Source organism: Janthinobacterium lyxosi, assembly GCF_051380665.1.
Taxonomy (GTDB): domain Bacteria; phylum Pseudomonadota; class Gammaproteobacteria; order Burkholderiales; family Burkholderiaceae_D; genus Janthinobacterium.
In genome coordinates, this window is the sequence record NZ_JBNYXM010000001.1 from 99,668 (window position 1) to 122,480 (window position 22,813).

The 22,813-nt window shown below is 63.4% G+C and carries 20 protein-coding genes; 5 read left to right on the top strand and 15 right to left on the bottom strand.

Going from position 1 to position 22,813, the window contains the following annotated elements; genetic code table 11:
* Window positions 1-10: 10 nt before the first annotated feature.
* The 12 genes from ACQ4WP_RS00510 to ACQ4WP_RS00565 all read right to left on the bottom strand — a co-directional run bounded on the left by ACQ4WP_RS00510 (window position 11) and on the right by ACQ4WP_RS00565 (window position 11,003).
* Window positions 11-988, bottom strand: coding sequence for a type II secretion system F family protein (locus ACQ4WP_RS00510; RefSeq protein ID WP_436518165.1), 978 nt, complete (start codon window positions 986-988; stop codon window positions 11-13).
* 15 nt (window positions 989-1,003) lie between these two features.
* The gene (locus tag ACQ4WP_RS00515) at window positions 1,004-2,350 is read right to left on the bottom strand and encodes a TadA family conjugal transfer-associated ATPase (protein WP_436518166.1); all 1,347 of its coding nucleotides are present in this window, start codon (window positions 2,348-2,350) and stop codon (window positions 1,004-1,006) included.
* A 50-nt stretch (window positions 2,351-2,400) separates the two neighbouring features.
* Window positions 2,401-3,570 carry a CpaE/TadZ family protein gene (locus ACQ4WP_RS00520; RefSeq protein WP_436510614.1) on the bottom strand — a complete coding sequence of 390 codons (1,170 nt, stop codon included), beginning with the start codon at window positions 3,568-3,570 and terminating at the stop codon, window positions 2,401-2,403.
* A gap of 52 nt (window positions 3,571-3,622) precedes the next feature.
* Window positions 3,623-4,231 (bottom strand): TadE/TadG family type IV pilus assembly protein, encoded by a 609-nt coding sequence (locus tag ACQ4WP_RS00525; protein ID WP_436518167.1) that lies wholly within the window; start codon window positions 4,229-4,231, stop codon window positions 3,623-3,625.
* Window positions 4,221-4,703, bottom strand: coding sequence for a TadE/TadG family type IV pilus assembly protein (locus ACQ4WP_RS00530; RefSeq protein WP_436518168.1), 483 nt, complete (start codon window positions 4,701-4,703; stop codon window positions 4,221-4,223). Before ACQ4WP_RS00530 ends, ACQ4WP_RS00525 begins: the two co-directional genes overlap by 11 nt.
* The gene (locus tag ACQ4WP_RS00535) at window positions 4,700-6,130 is read right to left on the bottom strand and encodes a pilus assembly protein TadG-related protein (RefSeq protein WP_436518169.1); all 1,431 of its coding nucleotides are present in this window, start codon (window positions 6,128-6,130) and stop codon (window positions 4,700-4,702) included. The genes ACQ4WP_RS00530 and ACQ4WP_RS00535 overlap by 4 nt, the downstream gene beginning before the upstream one ends.
* On the bottom strand, window positions 6,120-6,422 hold the full coding sequence (locus ACQ4WP_RS00540; RefSeq protein WP_436518170.1) for a hypothetical protein: 303 nt from the start codon (window positions 6,420-6,422) through the stop codon (window positions 6,120-6,122). The genes ACQ4WP_RS00535 and ACQ4WP_RS00540 overlap by 11 nt, the downstream gene beginning before the upstream one ends.
* A gap of 16 nt (window positions 6,423-6,438) precedes the next feature.
* Window positions 6,439-7,884, bottom strand: coding sequence for a type II and III secretion system protein family protein (locus ACQ4WP_RS00545; RefSeq protein ID WP_436518171.1), 1,446 nt, complete (start codon window positions 7,882-7,884; stop codon window positions 6,439-6,441).
* Window positions 7,885-7,911: 27 nt separating this feature from the next.
* Window positions 7,912-8,769 (bottom strand): Flp pilus assembly protein CpaB, encoded by an 858-nt coding sequence (cpaB, locus tag ACQ4WP_RS00550; protein ID WP_436518172.1) that lies wholly within the window; start codon window positions 8,767-8,769, stop codon window positions 7,912-7,914.
* Window positions 8,766-10,139 carry an ATP-binding protein gene (locus tag ACQ4WP_RS00555; RefSeq protein ID WP_436518173.1) on the bottom strand — a complete coding sequence of 458 codons (1,374 nt, stop codon included), beginning with the start codon at window positions 10,137-10,139 and terminating at the stop codon, window positions 8,766-8,768. The genes cpaB and ACQ4WP_RS00555 overlap by 4 nt, the downstream gene beginning before the upstream one ends.
* A gap of 93 nt (window positions 10,140-10,232) precedes the next feature.
* Complete coding sequence (locus ACQ4WP_RS00560) at window positions 10,233-10,766, bottom strand: A24 family peptidase (RefSeq protein WP_436518174.1); 534 nt, start codon at window positions 10,764-10,766, stop codon at window positions 10,233-10,235.
* 54 nt (window positions 10,767-10,820) lie between these two features.
* On the bottom strand, window positions 10,821-11,003 hold the full coding sequence (locus tag ACQ4WP_RS00565; RefSeq protein ID WP_034752975.1) for a Flp family type IVb pilin: 183 nt from the start codon (window positions 11,001-11,003) through the stop codon (window positions 10,821-10,823).
* A 474-nt stretch (window positions 11,004-11,477) separates the two neighbouring features.
* On the opposite strand from ACQ4WP_RS00565, the gene ACQ4WP_RS00570 reads away from it, so the two are divergent.
* The gene (locus ACQ4WP_RS00570) at window positions 11,478-12,524 is read left to right on the top strand and encodes a GGDEF domain-containing protein (protein WP_436518175.1); all 1,047 of its coding nucleotides are present in this window, start codon (window positions 11,478-11,480) and stop codon (window positions 12,522-12,524) included.
* Here ACQ4WP_RS00570 and ACQ4WP_RS00575 read toward each other — a convergent pair.
* On the bottom strand, window positions 12,521-13,747 hold the full coding sequence (locus ACQ4WP_RS00575) for an HD-GYP domain-containing protein (protein ID WP_436518176.1): 1,227 nt from the start codon (window positions 13,745-13,747) through the stop codon (window positions 12,521-12,523). The genes ACQ4WP_RS00570 and ACQ4WP_RS00575 overlap by 4 nt on opposite strands.
* A gap of 173 nt (window positions 13,748-13,920) precedes the next feature.
* Here ACQ4WP_RS00575 and ACQ4WP_RS00580 point away from each other — a divergent pair, with 173 nt between their 5' ends.
* From ACQ4WP_RS00580 to ACQ4WP_RS00590, 3 genes are all read left to right on the top strand, one after another.
* Window positions 13,921-14,850: a LysR substrate-binding domain-containing protein gene (locus ACQ4WP_RS00580; protein ID WP_436518177.1), complete on the top strand. Its 930-nt coding sequence runs from the start codon at window positions 13,921-13,923 to the stop codon at window positions 14,848-14,850.
* A 74-nt stretch (window positions 14,851-14,924) separates the two neighbouring features.
* Window positions 14,925-16,067 (top strand): hypothetical protein, encoded by a 1,143-nt coding sequence (locus ACQ4WP_RS00585; RefSeq protein WP_436518178.1) that lies wholly within the window; start codon window positions 14,925-14,927, stop codon window positions 16,065-16,067.
* Window positions 16,068-16,307: 240 nt separating this feature from the next.
* Window positions 16,308-19,904 (top strand): indolepyruvate ferredoxin oxidoreductase family protein, encoded by a 3,597-nt coding sequence (locus tag ACQ4WP_RS00590; protein WP_436518179.1) that lies wholly within the window; start codon window positions 16,308-16,310, stop codon window positions 19,902-19,904.
* A 52-nt stretch (window positions 19,905-19,956) separates the two neighbouring features.
* Here ACQ4WP_RS00590 and ACQ4WP_RS00595 read toward each other — a convergent pair whose 3' ends face one another.
* Entirely contained in the window at window positions 19,957-20,967 is a 1,011-nt protein-coding gene (locus tag ACQ4WP_RS00595) for a substrate-binding domain-containing protein (RefSeq protein ID WP_353659265.1), read from the bottom strand.
* A 436-nt stretch (window positions 20,968-21,403) separates the two neighbouring features.
* On the opposite strand from ACQ4WP_RS00595, the gene ACQ4WP_RS00600 reads away from it, so the two are divergent.
* Window positions 21,404-21,736, top strand: coding sequence for a hypothetical protein (locus tag ACQ4WP_RS00600; RefSeq protein WP_436518181.1), 333 nt, complete (start codon window positions 21,404-21,406; stop codon window positions 21,734-21,736).
* Between the two features lie 7 nt (window positions 21,737-21,743).
* Here ACQ4WP_RS00600 and ACQ4WP_RS00605 read toward each other — a convergent pair whose 3' ends face one another.
* On the bottom strand, window positions 21,744-22,787 hold the full coding sequence (locus tag ACQ4WP_RS00605; protein WP_436518182.1) for an MBL fold metallo-hydrolase: 1,044 nt from the start codon (window positions 22,785-22,787) through the stop codon (window positions 21,744-21,746).
* Window positions 22,788-22,813: the final 26 nt, after the last annotated feature.

The window sequence follows — 22,813 nt, forward strand, 5'->3', positions numbered from 1 at the left end:
CCCCCTGTTGTTATATCCTGATCCGTATCACATTGCGCATCCAGACCACGCCCAGCGCCACCATGCCGGCCGCGTACCACAGCAGTTTGATGCCGCTGGGATCGGTCCACAGCAGGCGGATGTATTGCGGGTTGACCAGCGCCATGACGCCGATCATCACCACCGGCATCAGTCCCAGCACCCAGGCCGACATGCGCCCCTCGGCCGACAGCACGCGCACCTGTCCCAGCAGTTTCAAACGGGCACGGATGATGCGCGCGATGCTGACCAGCACTTCGGCCAAGTTGCCCCCCGATTCGCGCTGCACCAGCACGGCAATGACGAGGTAGCGCAAGTCCGTCAGCGGAATGCGCGCGGCCAGGTTTTGCAGCGCCTCGTTCATCGGCACGCCGTAATTGATTTCTTCATGCGCCATCTTGAATTCGCCGCTGATCGGCTCGCTCAATTCATCGCCCACCATTTGCAGCACATTCGAAAACGAGTGGCCGGCGCGCAGCGCGCGGGCCAGGAAATCGGCCGCTTCCGGCAATTGCGCCTCGATCTTTTTCAGCCGCGCCGCGCGCGCGCGCAGCACCAACAGACACGGTCCGCTCACGGCGCTGGAGAGCAGCAGCAAGGCGCCAGGCAAGGGCATGGACCAGGCAACCAACAGCAGCAAGGCCGCCAGCAACAGGGCAGCAGTGACGCCGATGAATTGCGCCACCGACCAGGACAAGCCCGATTGCAGCAGCAGGTGGTCGAGCTGCGCCGCCTGCGGCGCGCGGCGCAGCAAACGCTCCAGGCCAGGCGCACGCGCATAGCGGCGCTGCTTGAGGATGGAGACCCGCTCCCCGCCCGCCTCGCCGCGCGCCGCCATCAGCCGCAAGCGCCGGTTGATGCGCCGCGCCGCGCTGCCGTGCGTGCCCGCCCACCACAGCCAGGCGCCTTCCACCATCAGGATGCAGGCGGCGAACAACAGCACGGCAAAGCCGTAGAAGACCAGGTCCATGATGCGTCCCTTTTTCTATTCATAGATACGGTCCGGGTCGAAGACACTGTCAGGCACCGGCGCGCCAAACATGCGCAGGCGTTCCGTGAAGCGGGGCCGCACGCCCGTGGCGCAAAAGTGGCCCTGCACCTTGCCATCGGCATCCACGCCCGTCTGCTCGAAACGGAAGATTTCATGCATGGCGATGATGTCGCCTTCCATGCCCGTCACTTCCTGCAGGCTGACCAGCTTGCGCGCGCCATCGGTCAGGCGCGACACTTGCATCACCACCGTCACGGCCGAACAGATCTGCTGGCGCGTGGCGCGCGGCGTCAGGTTCACGCTGGCCATGCCGACCATGTTTTCCAGCCGCGCCAGCGCATCCCTCGCCGTGTTCGAGTGGATGGTCGCCAGCGAACCCTCATGGCCCGTGTTCATCGCCTGCAGCATGTCGAGCGCCTCGGCGCCGCGTACCTCGCCCAGGATGATGCGGTCAGGCCGCATGCGCAGCGCATTGCGCACCAGCGCGCGCTGGCTCACTTCGCCCTTGCCCTCGATATTTGGCGGACGCGTTTCCAGGCGCACCACGTGCGGCTGGCGCAGCGCCAGTTCGGCCGCATCCTCGATGGTGACGATGCGCTCGCTGCCGGGAATGAAACCGGACAGCACGTTGAGCAGGGTCGTCTTGCCGCTGCCCGTGCCGCCCGAAATCAGGATGTTGACCTTGGCCTGACCCAGCGCCTGCAGCACCTGCACCATGGGCGGCGTCAGGCTTTTGTAGTCGAGCAGGTTGGCGATCGTCAGCGGCTGCACGGCAAAACGGCGGATCGACAGGATCGGGCCGTCGACGGCCAGCGGCGGAATGATGGCGTTGACCCTGGAGCCGTCCGGCAGGCGCGCGTCGACCATCGGGCTCGATTCGTCGACGCGCCGTCCCACGCGCGAGACGATCTTTTCGATGATCTTCATCAGGTGCGCATTGTCGTGAAAGGTCACGTCCGTCAACTGCAAGCGCCCGCCCCGCTCCACATACACCTTGTCGCAGGTATTGACCAGGATGTCGGACACGCTGGCATCGGCCAGCAGGGGTTCCAGCGGGCCAAAGCCCAGCATCTCGTGCTGGATGTCGAGCACCAGGCTATGCCGTTCGTGCTGGTTCAACACGATGCGCTCTTCCTCGATGACGCGCTGCACCAGCAGCGCCAGCTCGTGCTTGAACTGCTCGGCCGTCAGGCGTTTCAGGCGCTCCAGGTCGATACGGTCGAGTATCGTCTGGTGCATGGTCTTCTTCAGCTCCTGGTAAGCGTGCAGCGCCAGCGCCCCTTGCCCATTGCTGGCGGGGCGCACCGTTTCATTCGCCGCCAGGCGTTCGCGTAAAGTCATCTCGGCTCCCATGATGGCCCCCGGCGGGAGCCTTGACATATCTCCCTGTCCTAAGCCTCGCTGCGGCTGAACAGGCGGTCGAACAGGCCGCGGCTTTCCGTCACGCGGCGCGCCGTCACCAGCTCCACCAGCTCGGCCAGGCTGCGCGCCACGGCGCTGGTGCGCGACAGCTGCAGCAACGGGATGCCCTGGTTGACGGAGTCCGTGGCGGCGACGTAATCGTTGGGCACCGTGTGCACCACTTCCGCGCCCAGCGCCTGTTCCAGGTCTGCCAGGCGCAGGCGCCCGCCCTTTTCATAGCGGTTGACGATCAGGCGCAGGCGCTCGCCCGGATAGCCGAGCGAGCGGAAAATGTCGAGCAGGCGGCGCCCGTCGCGGATGTCGGGCAAGGCCAGTTGCAGCACCGGGTAGATGGCGTCGGCGTTGTCGAGCGCACGCAGCGACAGCGCATCAATCTGGCGCCCCACGTCGAGCACGATGTAGTCGTAGTGCTGGCGCGCCACGGCCAGGATGCGGTCCATGTGCTCGGGTTGCATGTCGACCTTGTGCGCCGGGTCGTCGGCCGCCGCCAGTACGCCGAAGTTCGGCGTCACGTGCACCAGGCACGAGGCGAGAAAGGCGCCGTCCATGCGCGCGATCTGGGCGCAGATGTCGGACAGGGTCATGGCCGGCTTCTGGTCCGAGACATACAGGGTGGCGTCGCCGAACTGGCCGTGCAGGTCGATCAGCAGCACCTTGCAGCCGGCCAGGCTGGCCAGCGCGTAGGAAAAATTCGTCGACAAGAAGGTGGCGCCGCTGCCGCCCTTGCAGGAAATGAAGGCAAGGACCTTGCCGTCGCGCATCTGCGTCACGCCGGCCTGGATATCCACGCGGTCCATCGCTTCATGGAAAGCCTTGTGCACCAACGGCAGCTGCAGCACTTCGCGCATGCCGGCGCGCATGGCGCGGATCAGCACATCCTGCTGCTGGCCGCGCGTGAGCAGCATCAGCACGGCCAGCGGATACTGGCGCGCCAGCCGTTCCAGCAAGTCCGCCTCCTCGGCGTCAAGGCCGCTGGCGTCGACGATCACCAGCTCGGGCGCTTCGGGCAGCATGCGCTCGACGGCGTCGCGCAGGCCGCTACGCCGTTCCAGCAGCCGCAGCACGGGCATGCGGGCCGCGCCTTGCGCCGCGATTTCATCGTGCAAGCTGGCGTCGCGGGTAATCATCAAGGCTTTCATCGCCCCTCCTTCATTTAATACAACACATTCGGCTGCGCCCGCGGATCGGCGCTCATGGACAAAAACCGGGATTGTCCGAATAGCCAAGCGACTCGGCCACCGCCATGGTGGTCCCGTTGGGAAAACGTATGGCGCCTGCGCCGGAGGGAAACATCATCCCCAGCAGCGGCAGGACGGGCCGGTACGGCACGCTCTCGCAGCGCGCGCCATCGCCCGGCAGGCACAGGCGCGCGCGCACGAAGCGGATGCAGCTGGCGCCATGCGGATCATCCAGGCAATTGATGCGGTTGCGTTGCGGACAGCCTGGCATCACCGTCACCGGCACTGCTGCCAGCGCGGCGCCGCCGCCGCTCTCCGACAAATAATCGATGTGCACATTCGCGTCGCTGAGGCCGCCGCCCAGCGGCAACGCGCCCGGCGTGGCGCGCAGCACGGCTTGCGTGCGCACGGCCTGCAGCGCGCCGGCATTGCTGAAATCGGTGACGGCGGCGGCGCGCGCCGCGCGCCGGGTGATCTCATGCACCATGTTCCACAGGTACACGGCGCGCGCCACTTCCAGCATGGCAAACAGGAAGAGGAAAAACAGCAGCGCCAGCATGGCGAATTCGACGGCGAAAACGCCGCCCTGGCGCTGCCGGCAGGGGCGCAGGTTAATTGACATAGCGCAATGTCGCATTGGCACGCAAGGGGATCGGCGCCAGCTGCGGCAGCCACTTGCGGGTCAGCTCAGGCAGAAAATCAACGGGCATGTCCACGGTGACCTTGATGCGCACCTGCAGCGGCGCCGTCGCGTAACTGCCGCAGGCATAGGAATCATCGGCGTACACGCAGTCCACATTGACCCATGCGGAGTTCATGTTCGGCCAGCTTTCCGCCATCGCCTCGGCCACCATCTGCCGGGCCAAGGCGGCGCCCTGGTTCGCCGTGTCGAACTTGGCCATCTGCGGCAGCGGCATGGTCGCCATGTAGCGCGCCGCATCGTGCGCGCTTTTTTGCAGGGCCGTGTACACCAGCAGCGCGCGGCCGAACAGCAGCACGAAGGGCAGCAGTCCCATGAAAAACAGCAGGATCAGCGCCAGCTCGATGGCGGCGACACCGCCCTGGCGGCGTAGCGCGCGGCAGAGCGGCTTCATTGCAGCAACTCCGCCGGGCCGATCAGCGATCCCTCGGTGGCCAGGCCGGCAAATTCGGCGCTCAGCACGCCATTGCTGGCCGGCGCCGTCATGAAGAAGCGGCCGATGCCGCGCACCTGGGCCAGCACGTCACTGCCGGCCGGCACGGGACAGGCCAGCAGCGCGATGTGCAGCAAACGCCGCTGCGCCCCCCCCGTGTTGCCGGCCGGCGCCGTCTGGTAAGCCAGCGTCAGGTACGGCGACTTGTCGGTGGGATAGCTGGACTTGGCAGCCGGGGCAGCCGGGGTGGCCGGATACAGCTTGGGCCAGTCGCTGGTGGCAAACGGCAGATAACCGCCGGCCGGCTTCGGGTTGCTGTACTTGGCTGCCCTGGCAAACGACCACAGCGGTCCATAACTGCCGACCGTGGGAGGCGTCGCTTTCGATTCCGGATCGGCCACGGACAGCAGCGGATTGCCCGTGCTCAGGGCACTGGGCGCATCGGGCGCATTCGTCATCCACCAGTTCGCCGCCGTATTCGGATACGCGCGGATGTTCGTGTCGGGCGGCGCCACGACCGGATGGCAGCCGCTGCCCGCATGCTGGTTGAAGCGCGCGTTGAAGGCCGGCCACAGCGCGACGGGAAAGGGCCGGTGCACGTGCACCGACGCACTGCCGATGCGCGGATACAGCACCGTGGCGCTGCAGACAAACGGCAACACGCTCGATTCGCTGACCTGCAACGACGATCCCAGCATGCCCGGCCGGCCCAGCGGATTGAGCACGAAATGTTCGGCCGCCGGTCCGTGCGGATTGAGCTTCAACAAGTTATACGCCACGCCGCGGCGAAAGCCATATTCCAGCAGCTCGACGGCCGGCAGCAAGGCCGCATTCGTGCGCGAGCTGGCGGCACTGCCCGACAGCGCGCAGACAGCCAGCGGCATCAGGTGCAAGCTGCTACGCCCCGCCACGGCGCGCGCACCCGTGTCCAGCGTGCGCAGCGCCGGCGACCAGGCGCCCAGGAACGCCGTCGCCACCCGACCCAGCGACGGGTCATTGGCCTGCGTATCGACGCGCACGAACAGCGCCGTGGCAGGATCGGGCACGGCACCCGCCGCATGCCACTCGCTGGCGGGCGCGTCGGGCGCGCTGGCGAAGCGGATGCTGGCGTCCGACAGGATGGCGCCCTCCATGCGGCGCCGCCATGCGCTCCTGTCGGCCGCACTGCTCTTGGCTTTCATCACAGCAACAAGCAGGCCCTCGGGCGTGCCCACCAGTTCCGCCGCCGCCGCCATCGCCGCGTTGTCGGCCAGGTTTTGCAATTCCGCCTTGCGGCCGATGACTTGCCCCACGTCCAGCGCCAGGCCGATAAAACCCAACACCACGATGAGCAGGATGGAAAAGGCGATCAGCATCGCCCCACGCTGGCGCTGGCGTCTATTTGCCATTACCGCCTCCCAGCATGAATTGCACGGGCTGCGGCGCCTGGCCGTTCGGTTCGGCAAACGAGGCGCGGTAGCGCTGCATGACGGCGTGCGCGCTGGGGCCATCAAGGCCATCGGCCGGCAGGCGATTGCCGGCGCTGGCCGGCTCGCGCACCTGCTGCGCCATGGCCAGGCGCACGGCGTCGCCGAAGCGCCGGTCCAGCTGCGGCGTGCTGCCATGCGCGCAGGCGGCCAGCAGCAGCGCCAGCAGCGCCGCCGCTAGGCGCCGCAGCGACATCAAAAGCGAGTTCGGCATGGCATCTCTCCCCGTCTCATTTCAACTCGAAACCAGTGGCCGCGCGCAGTGCCGGCAAGGGCGGCGGCACGGACGGCGGCGCCAGCGTCCCTTCCATCTTGCCGCCCAACATCAAGTCCGTGCGCGAAGGGGGCGCCAGCTGCGCCGTCGGCAGCACGGCGTCGGCCGGCAAAGGTTTCACCAGGTGCGCGGTAATGACGAACAGCAATTCCGTGCGGTCATGCTGGAAATCCGTGCTGCGAAACAGCGCGCCGAGGATGGGCACTTCGCTGAGCCAGGGCACGCCCGTGATGTTGCTCACCTGGTTGTTCTTGATCAAGCCGCCGATAGCGTAGCTCTGGCCGTCGTACAGCTGCACCGTGGTCGAGGCGCGCCGCGTGGTGATGACGGGCAGGATCGAGCGGCCGCTGACGCCGGCGGCGGAAATGCCCACCCCCTCGCGCGACAGTTCCGACACTTCCGGCGCCACCTTCAGGTTGATGCGCCCGCCCGACAGCACGGTGGGCGTGAAGCGCAGGCCGACGCCATACTCGCGCTCTTCCAGCGTGATCTTGTTGTTGTCCTGGCCGACAGGAATGAAGATCTTGCCGCCAGCCAAAAAACTGCCTTCCTGCCCGCTGATTGCCATCACCGTCGGCTCGGCCAGGATGCGCACCAGGCCATCCTGTTTCTGCGCTTCGATGGTCAGCTGCTGGCCATTCGACTTGCGCACGTCGAGCAAGCCATTGGCCGTGCCGCTGAGGAAATTCGACAGCAAGGTGGTGGCCCAGCTGCCGGACGCAAAACGCAAGGTGGCGCCTACTTCCAGACGTTCCAGCAGGGACTTCGACACTTCGGCAATCTGCACGGCCAGCATCACTTGCTGCGGCGCACTGACGTCGAGCATATTGATGACGCGGCTGTTCGCGCCCCCCGCGCCGCCAGCGGGCGCCGTGGCGGCGAGCGGCAAGGCAGCGCCATCGGCGGGCTTGGGCAGCGCCAGCGGCGGCGTAGCGCGCCGCACATACGCGTGCGCCAGCTCGACGGCGCGCAGCACGGCGCCCGCATCCTGCACCGTGCCCGACAGCACCAGGGTATCGGCCACGGCCGTCACGCGGATGGCTTTTTCTTCCGGCATGAGGGCCGTCAGGGTGGCTTGCAAGCCGGCCGGGTCCATGCTGACGCTGACGTTCACCACGCTGCACACGCCGCTGCGTCCCTGGATGATCATATTCGTGCTGCCCACGTCGACGCCCACCACATATAAAGTGTCGGGCGCCACCAGCATGGCTTGCAGCACCGCCGGATTGCCGACGCTGCGGGCCAGCACCGCCTCGGGCAGGCGCAACATGCTCGACTTGCCCACCTGCAGCTGCAAGTTGCCGGGTGTAGCCGCTTCTCCGCCGCAGCGCGGGCCAGGATCGGCCGCCGCGCCGGCAAGCGGCAACAGCAGGCAGCACAGTGTCAGCAGGGCGCGGTTCATGAGCGTATCCATGGTTGAGCAAGGCAGCTAAAAACATTCGCGCGACTGGCGCGTCCCGTCGATGACGCCGCTGCACAGGCGCAGCGGTTCCAGCGGCGCCTTCGCCACGCGCACCGGGCGCGGCGCGGCGGCAGGCACAGGTGCGGCGACGGCGGGAGCGGGCTCGGCTTCGTGCGCTCCGCCCAGCAGGGTCAGCTTGGTAGCACCCGCCGTCACGCCCGGTTGCGGGTCGACCTGGTTGCGCAGCACCAGCGACAGGCTGCCCACGCTGCGCGCCAGGTCCAGGTTTTCGGCCTGCTCCGGCGTCACCTCCAGGGTCACCGCATTGACCACGCGCGGCTTGGTCTCGTCGCGTCCCACTTCCTGCGCCACGGCCAGCACCAGGATGCGTTCGAGGACGATCTTGGAAATGTTGCGGCTTTGCGGAAACGCGCGGTCGCCGGCATCCTGCTGGGTGCTCACGATGATGTCGACATAGTTGCCCGGCAAGGCAAAGCCGGCCACGCCGATCACATCGTTGACGCGCACGGTGATGGCGCGCCGCCCTTCCGTGATCAGGGCCGACAGGCCGCCCAGGGTGCCGACCGGCGCCAGCTTGGCTACGCTCAGCGGTTCGCCGCGCAGCACGCTGGTTTTCAGCACCCGTCCCGCCAGTGTCGCCGGGTCTTGCAGCGCGCCTTGCGGCAAGCTTGCCGCCGGCCATTCGGCCAGGCGCAGCATGTCGGGCGTCAGGCGCTGGCCCAGGTTGACATCGCTGGCGGCGACGACGATTTTGCCCTTGCCGGCCGGCGTCTGGCGCAGCAGCCAGTGCGAGGCCAGCAGCACAGCCAGCAGGCCCAGCACCACCGCCAGGGCCATCATCAGCAGAGCGCGTCGGTTTTTCATGCGATACGCTCACACAGGCTGGCGGCCGACATGTCGCAGCTGGCAAACAGGCTGCTCCAGGCCTGCTCCAGGGCGGCCACCGTCAGACGCGCTTCACAGCCGGCAAAACCGGCAAAGTCGCCTATGCGCCCCAGCAATTCCTGTGGGTAGCTGGCCAGCAAGGGTCGTCCCTGCGCGCCATGCAGCTGCAGCAGGTGGTTCAGGGCCAGCTCGTCGATGACCATGCCGGCCAGACGGCACTGCTGGCGGAACAGGGCGCGATAGGCGCTCTCGGCCAGCGGTCCCACCTGCACCTTGTAGCCGATGCGGCGCAGCAAGGCTGGATCGAACAGCTCGCCCGGCGGCACATTCGTGGCCAGCACCAGGGCGTTGTCGAACGGCACGCTGATCTGCACGCCGCCGGGCAAGCCCAGCTGATCGCTGCCGCGCGCCAGCGGCTGCATCAGCCGCGTCAGCAGTTCTTGCGCGCCCAGGCGCTGGCGGCCCAGGTCGTCGATGATCATCATGCCGTTATTTGCCCGCACATGGGGTGGCGCCTGGTAGCAGCCGCCGCTGGCGTCATGGCGCAGTTCCAGCATGCCCGCGTCGAGCTCGGCGCCCACATGGATCACGGGACGCTGGCACAGCACCCAGCGAATATCGGTGCTGCGCCGCTCCAGCGCCTGGCGCGCATGGCTGACATGCTGCGGCGCGGGCGGCAGGTGCTGCGCCGGATCGTACAATTGGACGATATCCTGGCCGACAACGATGGCGTAGGGCACGGCCACCAGGCCATGCAGCAATTGTCCCAGTTGCAGCGCCAGGGTCGACTTGCCGCTGCCGGGCGGACCGTACAGCAGCAGCGAGCGCCCCGAATGCAGGGCCGCGCCCACCAGGTCGAGCATGCCCGGCCCCGCATGGGCGCTGCCCAGCACGGCAGCCAGGTCATCGCTGCCGACGCGCTGTTCCTGCGCCAGCCACGACTGGCGCGCCACCATGGCGCGGTACGCTTCCAGGGTGACGGGGGCGGCGCCGATATACGCGCAGCGCTCGAGGAAGGTGCTGGCGCAGTGCTTGCCGGCGCCCGTCAGCTGGTATTGCACGTCGATCTCGGATTCGCCGCGCCAGGCCACTTCGACCATCTGCTCGGCCACCATGAAATCGAGCACTTCGCGCAAGACATTGATCGACAGACGCAAGCGCGTCGTCAGTGCGGACAGGTGCGTCTTGCCGCTCACAAACATCAGCTTGGCAATCAGTTCGACCACCAACGGCCGCTCCAGTCCCGTTTCGCGCAAGCTCTTCGGCTGCGGCGGCAAGGGCGGCATCAGGTTCGCGTCGGCAGGGCGCGGCGCACTCTCGCTGCTCATGGAATAAACGACCTCGGTCATGCTGTGTCTCCAAGCCGGTTAAGACTGCATTGAACAGAATTCATTCTAGCGAGCGGGGGCTGGCGCCTATTGATTCAGAGCAATGAATGCCAATCAGAAATAATGCCGCCCTTGCACCACCAGGCAGCCCAGGGCAATGGCCAGTCCGTACGGCATGTTGCCCACGCTGGCACCGCTGCCCAGTGCGGCGGGCGCCAGGGGTATGCCGGCCATGCGCGCGATCATTGGCCACAGCAGCTGGCGCAGATTGCCCAGGCAAGCACGCCACTTGCCCTGGTACGTGATCATCAGCACGGCCATCAGGCCGCCCAGCACAAAGGTGGCGAAACAGATCTGCAGCACGGGCCAGGGACCGGCAAAAGCGCCCACCATGGCGATCAGCTTGACGTCGCCGGCGGCCATGCCGCGCAGCACGTATAAAGGCAGAAACAGGAAGAAGCCCGTCGCCATGCCGCCCAGCCACAACGACGGCACGCTTTGCGGCCACAGCCACAGGTGCAAGACCAGCGCGGCGAGGATGCCGGACAACACCAAACCATTCGGTATCTTGCGGCGGATCAAATCACTGACGGCGGCCCCCGTCACAAAGCACAACAACAGCAGGTCGCACAAGGCAAATGCAGGCATGGCATACCTCCCGAAAAAAAACCCGCCACCGGCCAGCCAGCGGCGGGCCCCCGCTTAGGGCGTCAACACCAGGTTCGAGGAAATGTCGGTGAGGACGGCCAGCAAGTTGGTCTTGATCAGCAAGAAACCGGCCGTGATGGCGGTAGCCATCAAGGCCGCAATCAAGCCATATTCGATTGCCGTAATGCCATCCTCATCCTTAACAAACTGCTGTACTGCCGACAGGAAGGTATGCATGACAAGCTCCCAAAAGTGAATCACAAGTCCCTGGCACAATCGGGTGTGAAACATTGCCCATTCCTGCTAATATGTTTCCTGCCGTAAATTTCTGCGCCATTGCATTGACTATAAAGCGTCCACGTTTTGGCAAATTGACGCGCCACAAGTTTCCATGTGGAAATTATCAAACCTTGTTGACATGACGGCTGACGCAAACAAATGTTGCGATCAGGATTGAAAGCCTTCGTCAAGGCAAGTTTTTTGCAACGCAGTGCATGAATCTCATGTATTTACATGAAATATTGCATACGTTAATTGCCTATTAGGCAAAAAGACATTATCCTGCTTAGCTCTTCTTTGGAAAGGCCTCTCGCCCTGCGGTAAAGAGCGTCATGCCACCAAATAAATCTTGGCTTCTTGTAGACGGACGCGAATTGCTTGACGCAATGTTGGTATGAAGAATCTTGTGTGACTACTTTCCAGAGATCGACAATGGATTCCCTACTGAAACACATGGTGGACATGACCGGGCACCGCGACCATACGATGCTCGACATCTCCGTGATCTCGGCAGTTCAGGAACTCGCTTCCGCGTCGCAGACCCGTGTGCTGGCACTGACCACCGTGCGTGGCCAGGTGTTCGTGCGGTCGCGGGCCATCATCGTGGCGGGCAGCGTGGCCCGCATGGAAGACAATCCCGACCCGTCGCTGCCGGGTGAACCGCTGTCGGACTATCCGGCGCTGGCCGCCTGCATCGCGCGCCATGAAGCGAGCGCCGATACCCTCTGCGCCGACGGGCGCCACCTGCTGTGGCTGCCCATCTGGATCGGCGACCAAGTCACCACCTGCCTGGAAATCACCAACCCCACGCCCTACACGGGGGCCACCATCCAGGTGATCGGCGGCATCGTCAGCGTGTACCGCAATTTCCAGAACCTGCTCGACTACAGCGAACGCGATTCGCTCACCGGCTTGTTAAATCGCAAGACCTTCGACGACCAACTGGCGAAAATCCTGCAAAGCCGCGGCGAACCGGAAGCGGAGAAGCCGTGCCCCGTCGATGAAGAAAGGCGCCACCATACGGACACGGAACGGCAATGGCTGGCCGTGATCGACGTCGATCATTTCAAACTGGTCAACGATAAATTCGGCCACCTGTATGGCGATGAAGTGCTGATCCTGATCGCCAACCAGCTGCAATCGTCGTTCCGCTCGCAAGACCGTATCTTCCGCTTCGGCGGCGAGGAATTCGTCGTGCTGCTGCGCTCGATCACCCTGGAGAATGCGCAGAAAATCATCGACCGCTTCCGCACCAATGTCGAGGCGCACAACTTCCCGCAAGTGGGCAGAGTCACCGTCAGCGTGGGCTTCGTCAGCATCAACGCCTACGAGGCGCCCGTCATCATTCTCGGCCGCGCCGACCAGGCCCTGTATTACGCGAAAAGCCATGGCCGCAACCTGGCTTGCCACTATGACGAGCTCGTCGCCAAGGGCTTGCTCACCACCATTGCCTCGAACGATACGGCGGAATTTTTCTAGGCATCCGCCAGCGATAAAAAGCGCATGGGATCCACCTGCCACTTGGCAGCGGACTCATGGCCGACGATCTTGTCGCCGCCGCCAAAGCCGAAGCCGCGCGACAGGTCGACCGTTTCGGGCTTGATGTAGGCATTGCTCTTCGTACTGAAAAATACATTCACCTTCGGCGCCAGCAGATTGCTCTCGTGCGCCTCGATGACGACAGCCAGGCGGCCCGATTCCAGCATCACCATGGTGCCTACCGGATAGATCCCCACGCAGCGCATGAAATCCTGCGCAAACACGGGGTTGAAATGGAATTTGCTCCACTCATAAATCTTGCGCAAGGCTTCCGCGGCGGCGATGCCCTTGTGATAGCTGCGGTCGGACGTCAGCGCGTCATACACGTCGACGATGGCGGCCATCTGCGCCAGCTCGCTGATGGCGTCACCGGCCAGCTTGTCCGGGTAGCCGCTGCCATCGCGCCGTTCGTGGTGGTGCAAGGTAATGTCGAGCGGAATCGCGCCCACTTCGGGCGACTGGTGCAGGATGTCGTAACCATCGCGCGGATGGCGCTTGATCAGGGCAAATTCTTCCGGCGTCAGGGGGCCTGGCTTGTTCAGCACGCTATCGGGCACCAAGGCTTTGCCCGTATCATGCAGCAAGCCGCCCAGGCCGGCCTGGTGCGTGGTGGCCCCATCGACGCCCCGCGAGCGGCAAAACGCCACCAGCAGCGCGCACACGCTGACGGAATGCAAGAAGGTGTAGTCGTCCTTGTTCTTGATGCGCAACAAGCCGACCAGGGCGCCGGGATTGCGCAAGATCGATTCGGTGATATCTTGCACCGTGTGCTGCACGCGGTCGATCTCGACAGCCTTGCCCAGGCGCACATCGGCCATCACCGTGCGCACCAGGCTCGATGCCTGCCGCCGCACCTGCGTGGCGCGCGCCAGTTCCATGCCCAGCGACACGCGCGTGACCACCTGCGGCGGCGTGGCGATCTGCACCAGTTCGCGTTCCGTCTCGGCCCGCGCCTGCGCCACCGTGGGCGCATCCTGCACGTCGAGGCCCTTGCCGCTGTCGATCACCACGTCGTGGATGCCGGCCTGCACGATCTTGCGGATTTCATCATCGCTGCGCAACAGGAAACGGTTGCGCACGAACGGATGCGTCATCCAGTCGCAGCTGAGGTCATGGATGTACATGCCCACTTTTAATTGAGACGAATCAACTTTCTTGAGCATGCTGTCATCCCACAAATACGCGTCTGGAGCACCGAAGGCGCTAGAATGAGTATAACAAAATTGTTATTCTGCTGGCCGCGTTCGGCGCTGCGGCGCAACACCCTGTTTTTCCGCTCACCGCGCTGTTGTCGGCACCCTTGCCGGGCAATGGCGCACGCACCGCTTTGGGACCCATGGAACTGCGCCAATTACGCTACTTTGTTGCCATCGTCGACCACGGCTCGCTGTCGCGCGCGGCCCTGACCCTGCATGTGGCGCAGCCGGCCCTGACGCAGCAGCTGCGCCAGCTGGAAGAAGAACTGGGCGTGCAGCTGCTGCACCGCTCGGCCCAGGGCGTGCTCAGCACGGACGCGGGCAAGGTGTTTTACGAACACGCGCAAGCGATCCTGAAACAGGTGGCCGACGCCCGCTCGGCCGTCATGCAAAGCGCCGCGCGGCCATCCGGCAATGTCACCCTTGGCTTGCCGCACAGCATCTCCGGCGCGCTGGCCCTGCCCTTGCTGCTGGCCGCGCGCGAACGCTACCCCGAAATCACCCTGCAACTGACGGAAGAAATCACCGGCAACCTGAACGAACAATTGAAATCGGGGCGTATCAACCTGGCCGTGCTGTTCGACGATGGCCAGCTCACGCCCTTTGCCTGCAGCCCGCTGGTGGAAGAAGAGATGCGTTTTATCTGCCGCAGCGATTCGCCGTTCGCGCCCGCCAGCCATGCCGTATCGTTCCAGCAAGCCTTGAACGCCACCCTGATCCTGCCGGGCTTGCAGCATGGCGTGCGTCCGCGCATCGACAGCCGCGCCCGCGAACTGGGCCTGGAGACGGCAAACGTGATCGAGATCAACTCGATCGCCATCCTGAAATCGGCCATCCTGGCCGGCATGGGCGCCACCATCCTGCCGGCCGCCCCCCTGCTCGCCGAACTGGACAGCGGCGCCATGCGCAGCTATGCCATCCACAGCCCCGTGCTGTCGCGCACGGTGGCCCTGTGCGCCTCAAAAAACATCCCCCTGACGAATGCGGGCAACGCCGTGAAAAACCTCGTGCTGCAAGTGGCCGCCGAGCTGTGCGGCAGCGGACGCTGGGTGGGGGCGCATGTGCTGTAACGAGCATTATTTTTCCAGCAATAATTTCTCAAAAGAAATAAAATGATGATCTTATTCATTTCACCATCATCATCATGTCCTTGCTTACCACTTCCTTGCGCTGCCTGGCGGCGGGCACGTCCCTGCTGCTCCTGATACCAGGCGTACAAGCTGCTCTTCCCCAATCCGATTTTCCCTTGCACGAGACGCTACTGCTCGACATCACCCAGCGAATTGAAAAAAAAGAGATCGACGTCACGGTATTCGTCGCCCCGGAGAGTTGCACGCCTCCGTCCGGCGCCACTGAGTTGCAGGAAATGATTGCCCTCACGAATGACGCCCTCATCCGCAGTTGGGCTTGCCGTGCATATACGATTGCCGCCAACAATCCCAAAGAAGAGTTAGCCTTCATTCCCACCTCGCCTGCCCTCAAACGTCCATCCATCGTCGAGACCGTTCACGCCCTGCCTGCCAGCGCCACCGGACGACGCTATGTGGCCTTGGTGGACTGGAAATTCATTGATTTGACCGCGTCAAAACGCTGCGCTTCCAATTGCACCGCCGGAGTCCTCATGTCCAGCGAGGTCGTCGTATATGACAGGGCTGCCGGAAAAACCATCTGGCATTCGATCCAGACCCAGCGTGCCGACATGCGCAGTGCAAGCTACGCTGAGGATAAGTTGGCTGGACTGGGGCCGAATCCCATCAACGCTACGCTGACCCGTCTGGGAGACGAAAAGGACACCGTTGACGCGGAAATGGGCGGCGTAAGGCGTACCACGGCGCTCGCGCTGGCAAGCCAGCCCGGACAAGCGGGTACCGCGCTCAATACCAAAGCCAATCTGATCATCTTCAATCGGCTGCCGCAGGCGACCTCCAGCAGCACGTACTTTGCAGATGGCCTACAATTCTTTTCTCTCCGGGCAAACCATCTGATGGGCAGCGCGAAAAAAACCTATTACACAAGCTATTCCAATATGCATACCGCCCTGGAACTCGCGCCGGGCAAATACGAGTTGGCCTGGCAAGACGCCCCAGTCACCATTGACATCAAGAGTGACGGTGCGCCTGTTTACCTGAGCTTCAAGCGAGGTTTCTTGAACAGACTCAGTGTCAGCGAACTCGATGGCCAACAGGCGCTGGACCTGACCCAGGATTCGATCAACGCCCTCGTGCCTGAAGTGACGCCCACTGCCCATGTCCGTAACTTGCGCAAACTGCAATGGACGCAGCCCTAAGCGTGCAGGCATGCATGGCCTGTCTTGCGGCGCAAGGCAGGCCATCATTTTTTCTTATACCCCCATCGTCAAAGCGTATTTGCCCCTTCCCCACGCGCGTTCTACACTGACCACATTAACTATTTTAAATTTAAAATAGTTATGTGCCGCCCACACGCGGCCATCCCGTCTGCACAGCGCGCGCCTTACCGGGCGCGACCTTGTACAGCCGCTATCTGAAACACCCTTTTGGAGACAGCCATGTCCGTGACCACGGAAAACGGCTCCGCAGCGTTCGCTAGAAACGCCGGTGCCGCGCCATCTACGCCCCCCGACACTTCCCGTTTGAGCACCGTCAGCCTCGACGACAAATACACGGCCACTTCCGGCGCCATCTTCCTGTCCGGCATCCAGGCCCTCGTGCGTCTGCCCATGATGCAGCGTCTGCGCGACCAGGCCACCGGACTGAACACGGCCGGCTTCATTTCCGGCTACCGTGGCTCTCCGCTGGGCGGCCTCGATGAAAACCTGTGGAAAGCCAAGAAGCACCTGGAACAGCACCATGTGCAGTTCGTGCCCGGCGTCAACGAAGACTTGGCCGCCACGGCCGTCTGGGGTTCGCAGCAGGTGGACCTGATCGGCCCGGCCAAGTACGACGGCGTGTTCGCCATGTGGTATGGCAAGGGACCGGGCGTGGACCGCTGCGGCGATGTCTTCAAGCACATGAACCATGCGGGCACATCCAAATTGGGCGGCGTGCTGCTGGTGGCCGGCGACGACCATGGCGCGTACTCGTCGACCCTGCCGCACCAGTCCGACCACCTGTTCTCCGCCTCGATGATCCCGTTGCTGTACCCATGCAATGTGCAGGACTACCTGGACTTGGGCATCCACGGCTGGGCCATGTCGCGCTTTTCCGGCTGCACGGTGGCTTTCAAGGCGCTGGCCGACACGGTCGAATCGTCGGCCTCCGTCGATGCCGACCCGTTCCGCGTGGAAGTCAAGATTCCGCAGGATTTCATCATGCCCGAAGGCGGCCTGAACGCACGCCTGTCGAGCATCCCGCTGGGCCAGCAGGCGCGCAACCAGGAAGCGTTGATGCAGGACTACAAAATCTATGCGGCCCTGGCCTACGCGCGCGAAAACAAGCTCAACCACACCACCATCGACAGCCCGAACGCCAAGCTGGGCATCATCGCTTCCGGCAAGTCTTACCTGGACGTGCTCGAAGCGCTGGAAGAGCTGGGCATCGACGAGCAGATGGCGGCCGACGTCGGTATGCGGCTGTTCAAGGTCGCCATGCCGTGGCCGCTGGAACCGGACAGCGTGCGTGAGTTTGCGCAAGGTCTCGATGAAATCCTCGTGGTAGAAGAGAAGCGGCAAATCGTCGAATACCAGCTCAAGGAGCAGCTGTACAACTGGCGCGACGACGTGCGCCCAAGAGTCATCGGCAAGTTCGACGAAAAAGGCGAATGGGTGGCGCCGCGCGGCGAATGGTTGCTGACCTCGAAGGCGGATTTTTCCGTCTCGCAAGTGGCACGTGTCATCGCCAGCCGCATCGCGCGCCTGATTTCCGACCCCCTCACCTGCGACCTGATCAAGGCACGCCTGAGTTTCCTCGACGCCAAGGATGCGGTATTGAAAAAGGCCGTGAACACGCCGTTCCGCCCCGCGTTTTACTGCTCCGGCTGCCCGCACAATACCTCGACCAAGGTACCGGACGGCAGCCTGGCCCTGGCCGGCATCGGCTGCCACGTGATGGCTACCTCGATCTACCCGGAAATGAACAAGCTGACCACGCACATGGGCGGCGAAGGCGCGCCATGGATCGGGCAAGCCGCATTTTCCACACTGCCGCACGTGTTCCAGAATCTGGGCGACGGCACGTATTTCCACTCGGGCTACCTGGCCATCCGCGCCGCGCAGGCGGCCAAGGTGAACATCACCTACAAAATCCTGTACAACGACGCCGTCGCCATGACGGGCGGCCAGCCCGTGGACGGCTTGATCACCGTGCCCATGATGGCGCAGCAGGTGGCGGCCGAAGGCATCGCCCGCATCGCGCTGGTGACGGAAGATTTGAGCCGCTACAGCGACCGCAGCAACCTGCCGGCCCACCTGACCTTGCACGACCGCAAGGACATGGATGCCGTGCAGCGCGAATTGCGCGAAGTACAAGGCGTGTCGGTGCTGATCTACGACCAGACCTGCGCGGCCGAAAAACGCCGGCGCCGCAAGAAAGGCGAGTATCCGGACATCGCCAAGCGCATGGTCATCAACGATGCCGTCTGCGAAGGCTGCGGTGATTGCGGCGTGCAGTCGAACTGTGTGTCGATCTTGCCGAAAGAAACGGAATTTGGCCGCAAGCGCACCATCGACCAATCCTCGTGCAACAAGGATTACTCGTGCGCCAAGGGCTTTTGCCCCAGCTTCGTCACCGTCGAAGGCGGTAGCCTGAAGAAAACGAAAACGGGCGCCGGCAAGCCGGGCGAGACGGACAACTTCGGCCCGCTGCCGGAACCTGTCCTGCCCGCCTGCGACGCGCCGTACAACATCCTGATTAACGGCATCGGCGGCACGGGCGTGATCACCGTCGGCGCCCTGATGGGCATGGCGGCCCACCTGGAAGGCAAGGGCGCTTCCGTGCTGGACATGACGGGCATGTCGCAAAAGAACGGTTCCGTCACGTCGCACGTGAAAATCGCCGCCTCCCCCGCACACATCCGCGCCCAGCGCATCGCCACGGGCGAAGCGGACCTGATTTTAGGCTGCGACATGCTGACGGCCGGCGCGCAGGATGCCGTGTCGAAAATGCGTCCGGGCCGCAGCCTGGCCGTCGTCAACCTGCACGAGCAGCCGCCGGGCACGTTTGCGCAAAATGCCGACTGGCAATATCCAACGGCGGAAGTGCGCCAGCTGATCGAGGAATCCGTGGGCGGCGCGGATGCGGCGGACTTCATCGATGCTACAAAACTGGCCACCGCGCTGATGGGCGACTCGATTGCCGCCAACCTGTTCATGCTCGGCTACGCCTGGCAAAAGGGCCGCATCCCGTTGACGGAAGCGGCGCTGCTGCGCGCCATCGAACTCAATGGCGTCGGCATAGCGTCGAACAAGAAGAGTTTCCTGTGGGGCCGCCGCGCCGCCGTCGATGTGCGCAAAGTCACGCAGATCGCCACGCCGTCGCAAGCCATCATCGTGCAAATGCCGCAAAGCCTCGATAGCGTGATCAAAAAGCGCGTGGAATTCCTCATCGCCTACCAGAACGCCGCGTATGCGGACGGTTATCTGACCCTGGTCAAACAGGTGCGCGACCGCGAAAATACCCTGGGACTGGGCCAGAAGCTGTCGACGGCCGTGGCCAAGAGCTACTTCAAATTGCTGGCCTACAAGGACGAGTATGAAGTGGCGCGCCTGTACACGGACGGCCGTTTCGTCGAACAATTGCAGCAGCAGTTCGAGGGGAATTTCTCCGTGAAATTCAACCTGGCGCCACCGCTGTTCGCGAAAAAGGATGCGAAAGGGCATCTGGTGAAAGCGGAGTTCGGTTCCTGGATGTGGCGCGCCTTCAAGCTGCTGGCGAAAGCCAAGGGTCTGCGCGGCGGCACCTTCGACGTCTTCGGTTATACGACCGAGCGCAAGATGGAACGCGCCCTGATCGTCGAATACCGCGAACTGCTGGCGGGAATGCTGGTTAACCTGACGGCGGAGAATCTGGCTACCTGCGTGGAACTGGCGTCCCTGCCCGAAAAAATCCGCGGCTTCGGCCACGTCAAGGAAGCCGCCGTCAACACTTACCGCAAGGACAAAGCGAGATTGCTGGCGGTGTTGGCGGATGGCAGCAAGCACGCGGCCTAAGCCAGTCAAAGGTCTTGAAGTAAAAACGCAGAGCCTCGGCTCTGCGTTTTTTTTATTCAGGGCAGCGTCCCACCGTCGCCCCCGGCAACAGCACGGGTTGCCAGATTTCCTGCAGCCGTTCCGGTGGCGTGCCGGCCAGCAGGGATTGCAGCATTTCGACCATCTTGGCGCCGGCGCGGCGCAGGTCGGGCTGGTCTATGGTGGTGACATTGATGCCGATCAAGGTATCTTCCACATTACCCCAGACGATGACGGAGACCTCCTTGCCGATCTCGATGCCCGCATCCATCAGCGCGCGCACCACGCCCACGCCGGACAGATGATTATCGACGATGACGGCTGTGGGACGGGGCGAGCAAGCCAGCAATTGCTGCATGGCCTGGTAGCCGCTGCGGCGGTCGAAAGTATTGTCGAGCAAATAGTGGGGATCCAGCGGCAAACCCGCCTGCGCCATGCAGCGGATAAAGCTTTCCTTGCGCTCGTAGGCAAAATGCAAATCCAGCGGCGCGCTCAGCAGGGCGATGCGCTGGTGGCCATGCGCCGCGAGGAAAGACACGGCCAGGTCGATGCCCGTGTCGTTGTCGTAGTCAAAATACGCATACGGCGCGTCGATGCGCGTGCGGCCATTCGCGACAAAGGGAAAGCCCACCTTCGTCAGGTAGGCGATGCGCTCATCGACTACCTTGGTGCGGCCCACCACCAGGCCATCGACCTGGCGCCCGCGCACCATGGTTTCATACGAGGGCTGTTCGTTCTGCGGCGACACGGGGGCGATGATGAGGCTCATCTTCGACGCTTCGACGGCGTCGGACATGCCATTCACCACGGAAAGAAAGACGCTGTCGCCCAGGTCGCTGGGCAGCAGGGGATAGATCATGCCCAGCACATTGGTGCGGCCGACGGCCAGGCTGCGTGCCAGCGGGTTGGGCCGGTAGCCGACTTTCTTGGCGGCAGCCAGGACGATTTCACGGGTGCGGGAATTGACTTCCGGATAGCCGTTCAACGCCCTGCTGACTGTCGTTTTCGACATGCCGAGGGCAATTGCGAGGCTCTTGAGATTCATGTGTTAACTACCTGTCTGTATGGCAAAAGAAACCAACTCTGACCGTCAATTATAGCCCAGAGCGCCAAGCAGACCGCGCATTACCGTGCGCCATCACGGTAAAAAAACAACAACATATTGACACTCTAGAACGTACCCTTTGAAGGCGGCCATGCTTGCCACCTGCGCAGCGTGCGCATCGGGTATGGCAGACTAACAATGGCTGCAAGCGACAGCGTGTACTCACTTTTCCAAGCATGGCGCCAGCTTCGGCATGCCGGTTTGGCAACCCAGCGCGCGCACAATAGAATTATCAAGAAAGCATAATTTACTGGAACTATGCGAGAATTTGTCCTACTCTTGATTCAGATAAAGATTACCTGAAGACATGTCACGTCCCCCGGCCTGACTTTTCCTCTCCTGTGCACGCCTGGACATACTTTCAAAGGTGAACAATGTGGTCACGCTAACGTCCATCAATAATCTGCAAGCCTCGCTGGCCACGGCGCAGCGGCGCGTCGAACAAGGCCAGAACCAGGTACAACGCGACAGTGAACAGCTGGCGCAAAGCCGCCAGTCGCTGGCGCGGGAACAGGAATCGCTAAGCCAGACACAGCGCACCAGCCGGCAAGCCCAGGCCGAGGCCCCGGCCAGCGTCAAGGCGCCGCAGCTGGACCAGGCGATCAAGGTGGCCGTGGTGCAGCAAGCAGCCCCCACCGCGCCGAAAAGCACGCCCCAGCTGAACAGCTATGGCCAGACCCTGGGCCGCCTGATCGATGTGACGGCGTAAAGCAAGCTTACTTCGCCATTTCCTCTTCCAGCATCGCCAGCCACCATTTTTTACCCTTCTGCGGCTGCGTCAGGTCGACCGCCTCGCCCATCTGCGGCGTGGCCAGGTTCACGCCCTGCTTCGCCGCCAGCCTCGTGATGCGGTCGAACGGTTCATGCCAGGCATGTAAACCCAGGTCAAAGGTGCCGTTATGCACAGGCATGAGCCACTTGCCGCGCAAGTCCAGGTGGGCTTGCAGGGTTTCTTCCGGCTGCATGTGCACGTCCGGCCACAGCTTGTCGTAGGCGCCCGTCTCGATCATGGTCACGTCAAACGGCCCGTACTTGTCACCGATCTGCTTGAAACCGCGGAAATAGCCGGAGTCGCCGCTGAAAAACACGCGCACGTCCGGCGCGTCGATGACCCACGACGCCCACAGGGTTTGATTGCCATCAAACAAGCCGCGTCCCGAGAAATGCTGCGACGGCGTGGCGACGAGTTTCACGCCGGCAATCGTGGTGCCCTGCCACCAGTCAAACTGCTGCACCTTGGCGGCCGGCACGCCCCATTGAATCATGGTATCGCCCACGCCCAGCGGCGTGACGAAGTATTCGGTCTTGGCGGCCAGTTGCAGCACGGCAGCATGGTCGAGGTGATCGTAGTGGTCGTGCGACAGGATCACGGCCTTGATCGGTGGCAAGTCGGCGATGCTGATGGGCGGCTGGTGGAAACGCTTCGGTCCCGCCCACTGCACAGGCGAGGCGCGCTCGGAAAACACGGGGTCGGTGAGGAAGAACTCGTTGTTGAGTTTGAATAGCAGGGTCGAGTGGCCGAGGCGAAACAGGCTGTTGTCGGGTGCGGCCAGCAACTGCGCCCGGCTCAAGGCTTGCACGGGTACGGCTGCAGCCGGCACCGTGCTGTCGGGCTTATCAAAGAAAAATGTCCACATCAGCTTGAGCGTTGCTGCCGTACCCAGTTTGTGCATCTGCACGGGATTGCGGAACTTGCCTTCGTGGCGTTGCAAGGATTCAACAGGCGCGGCAGGCTCGGCGCGCAAGGTGCAAGAACTCATGATGATCAGGACTCCCAGAAAGAAGA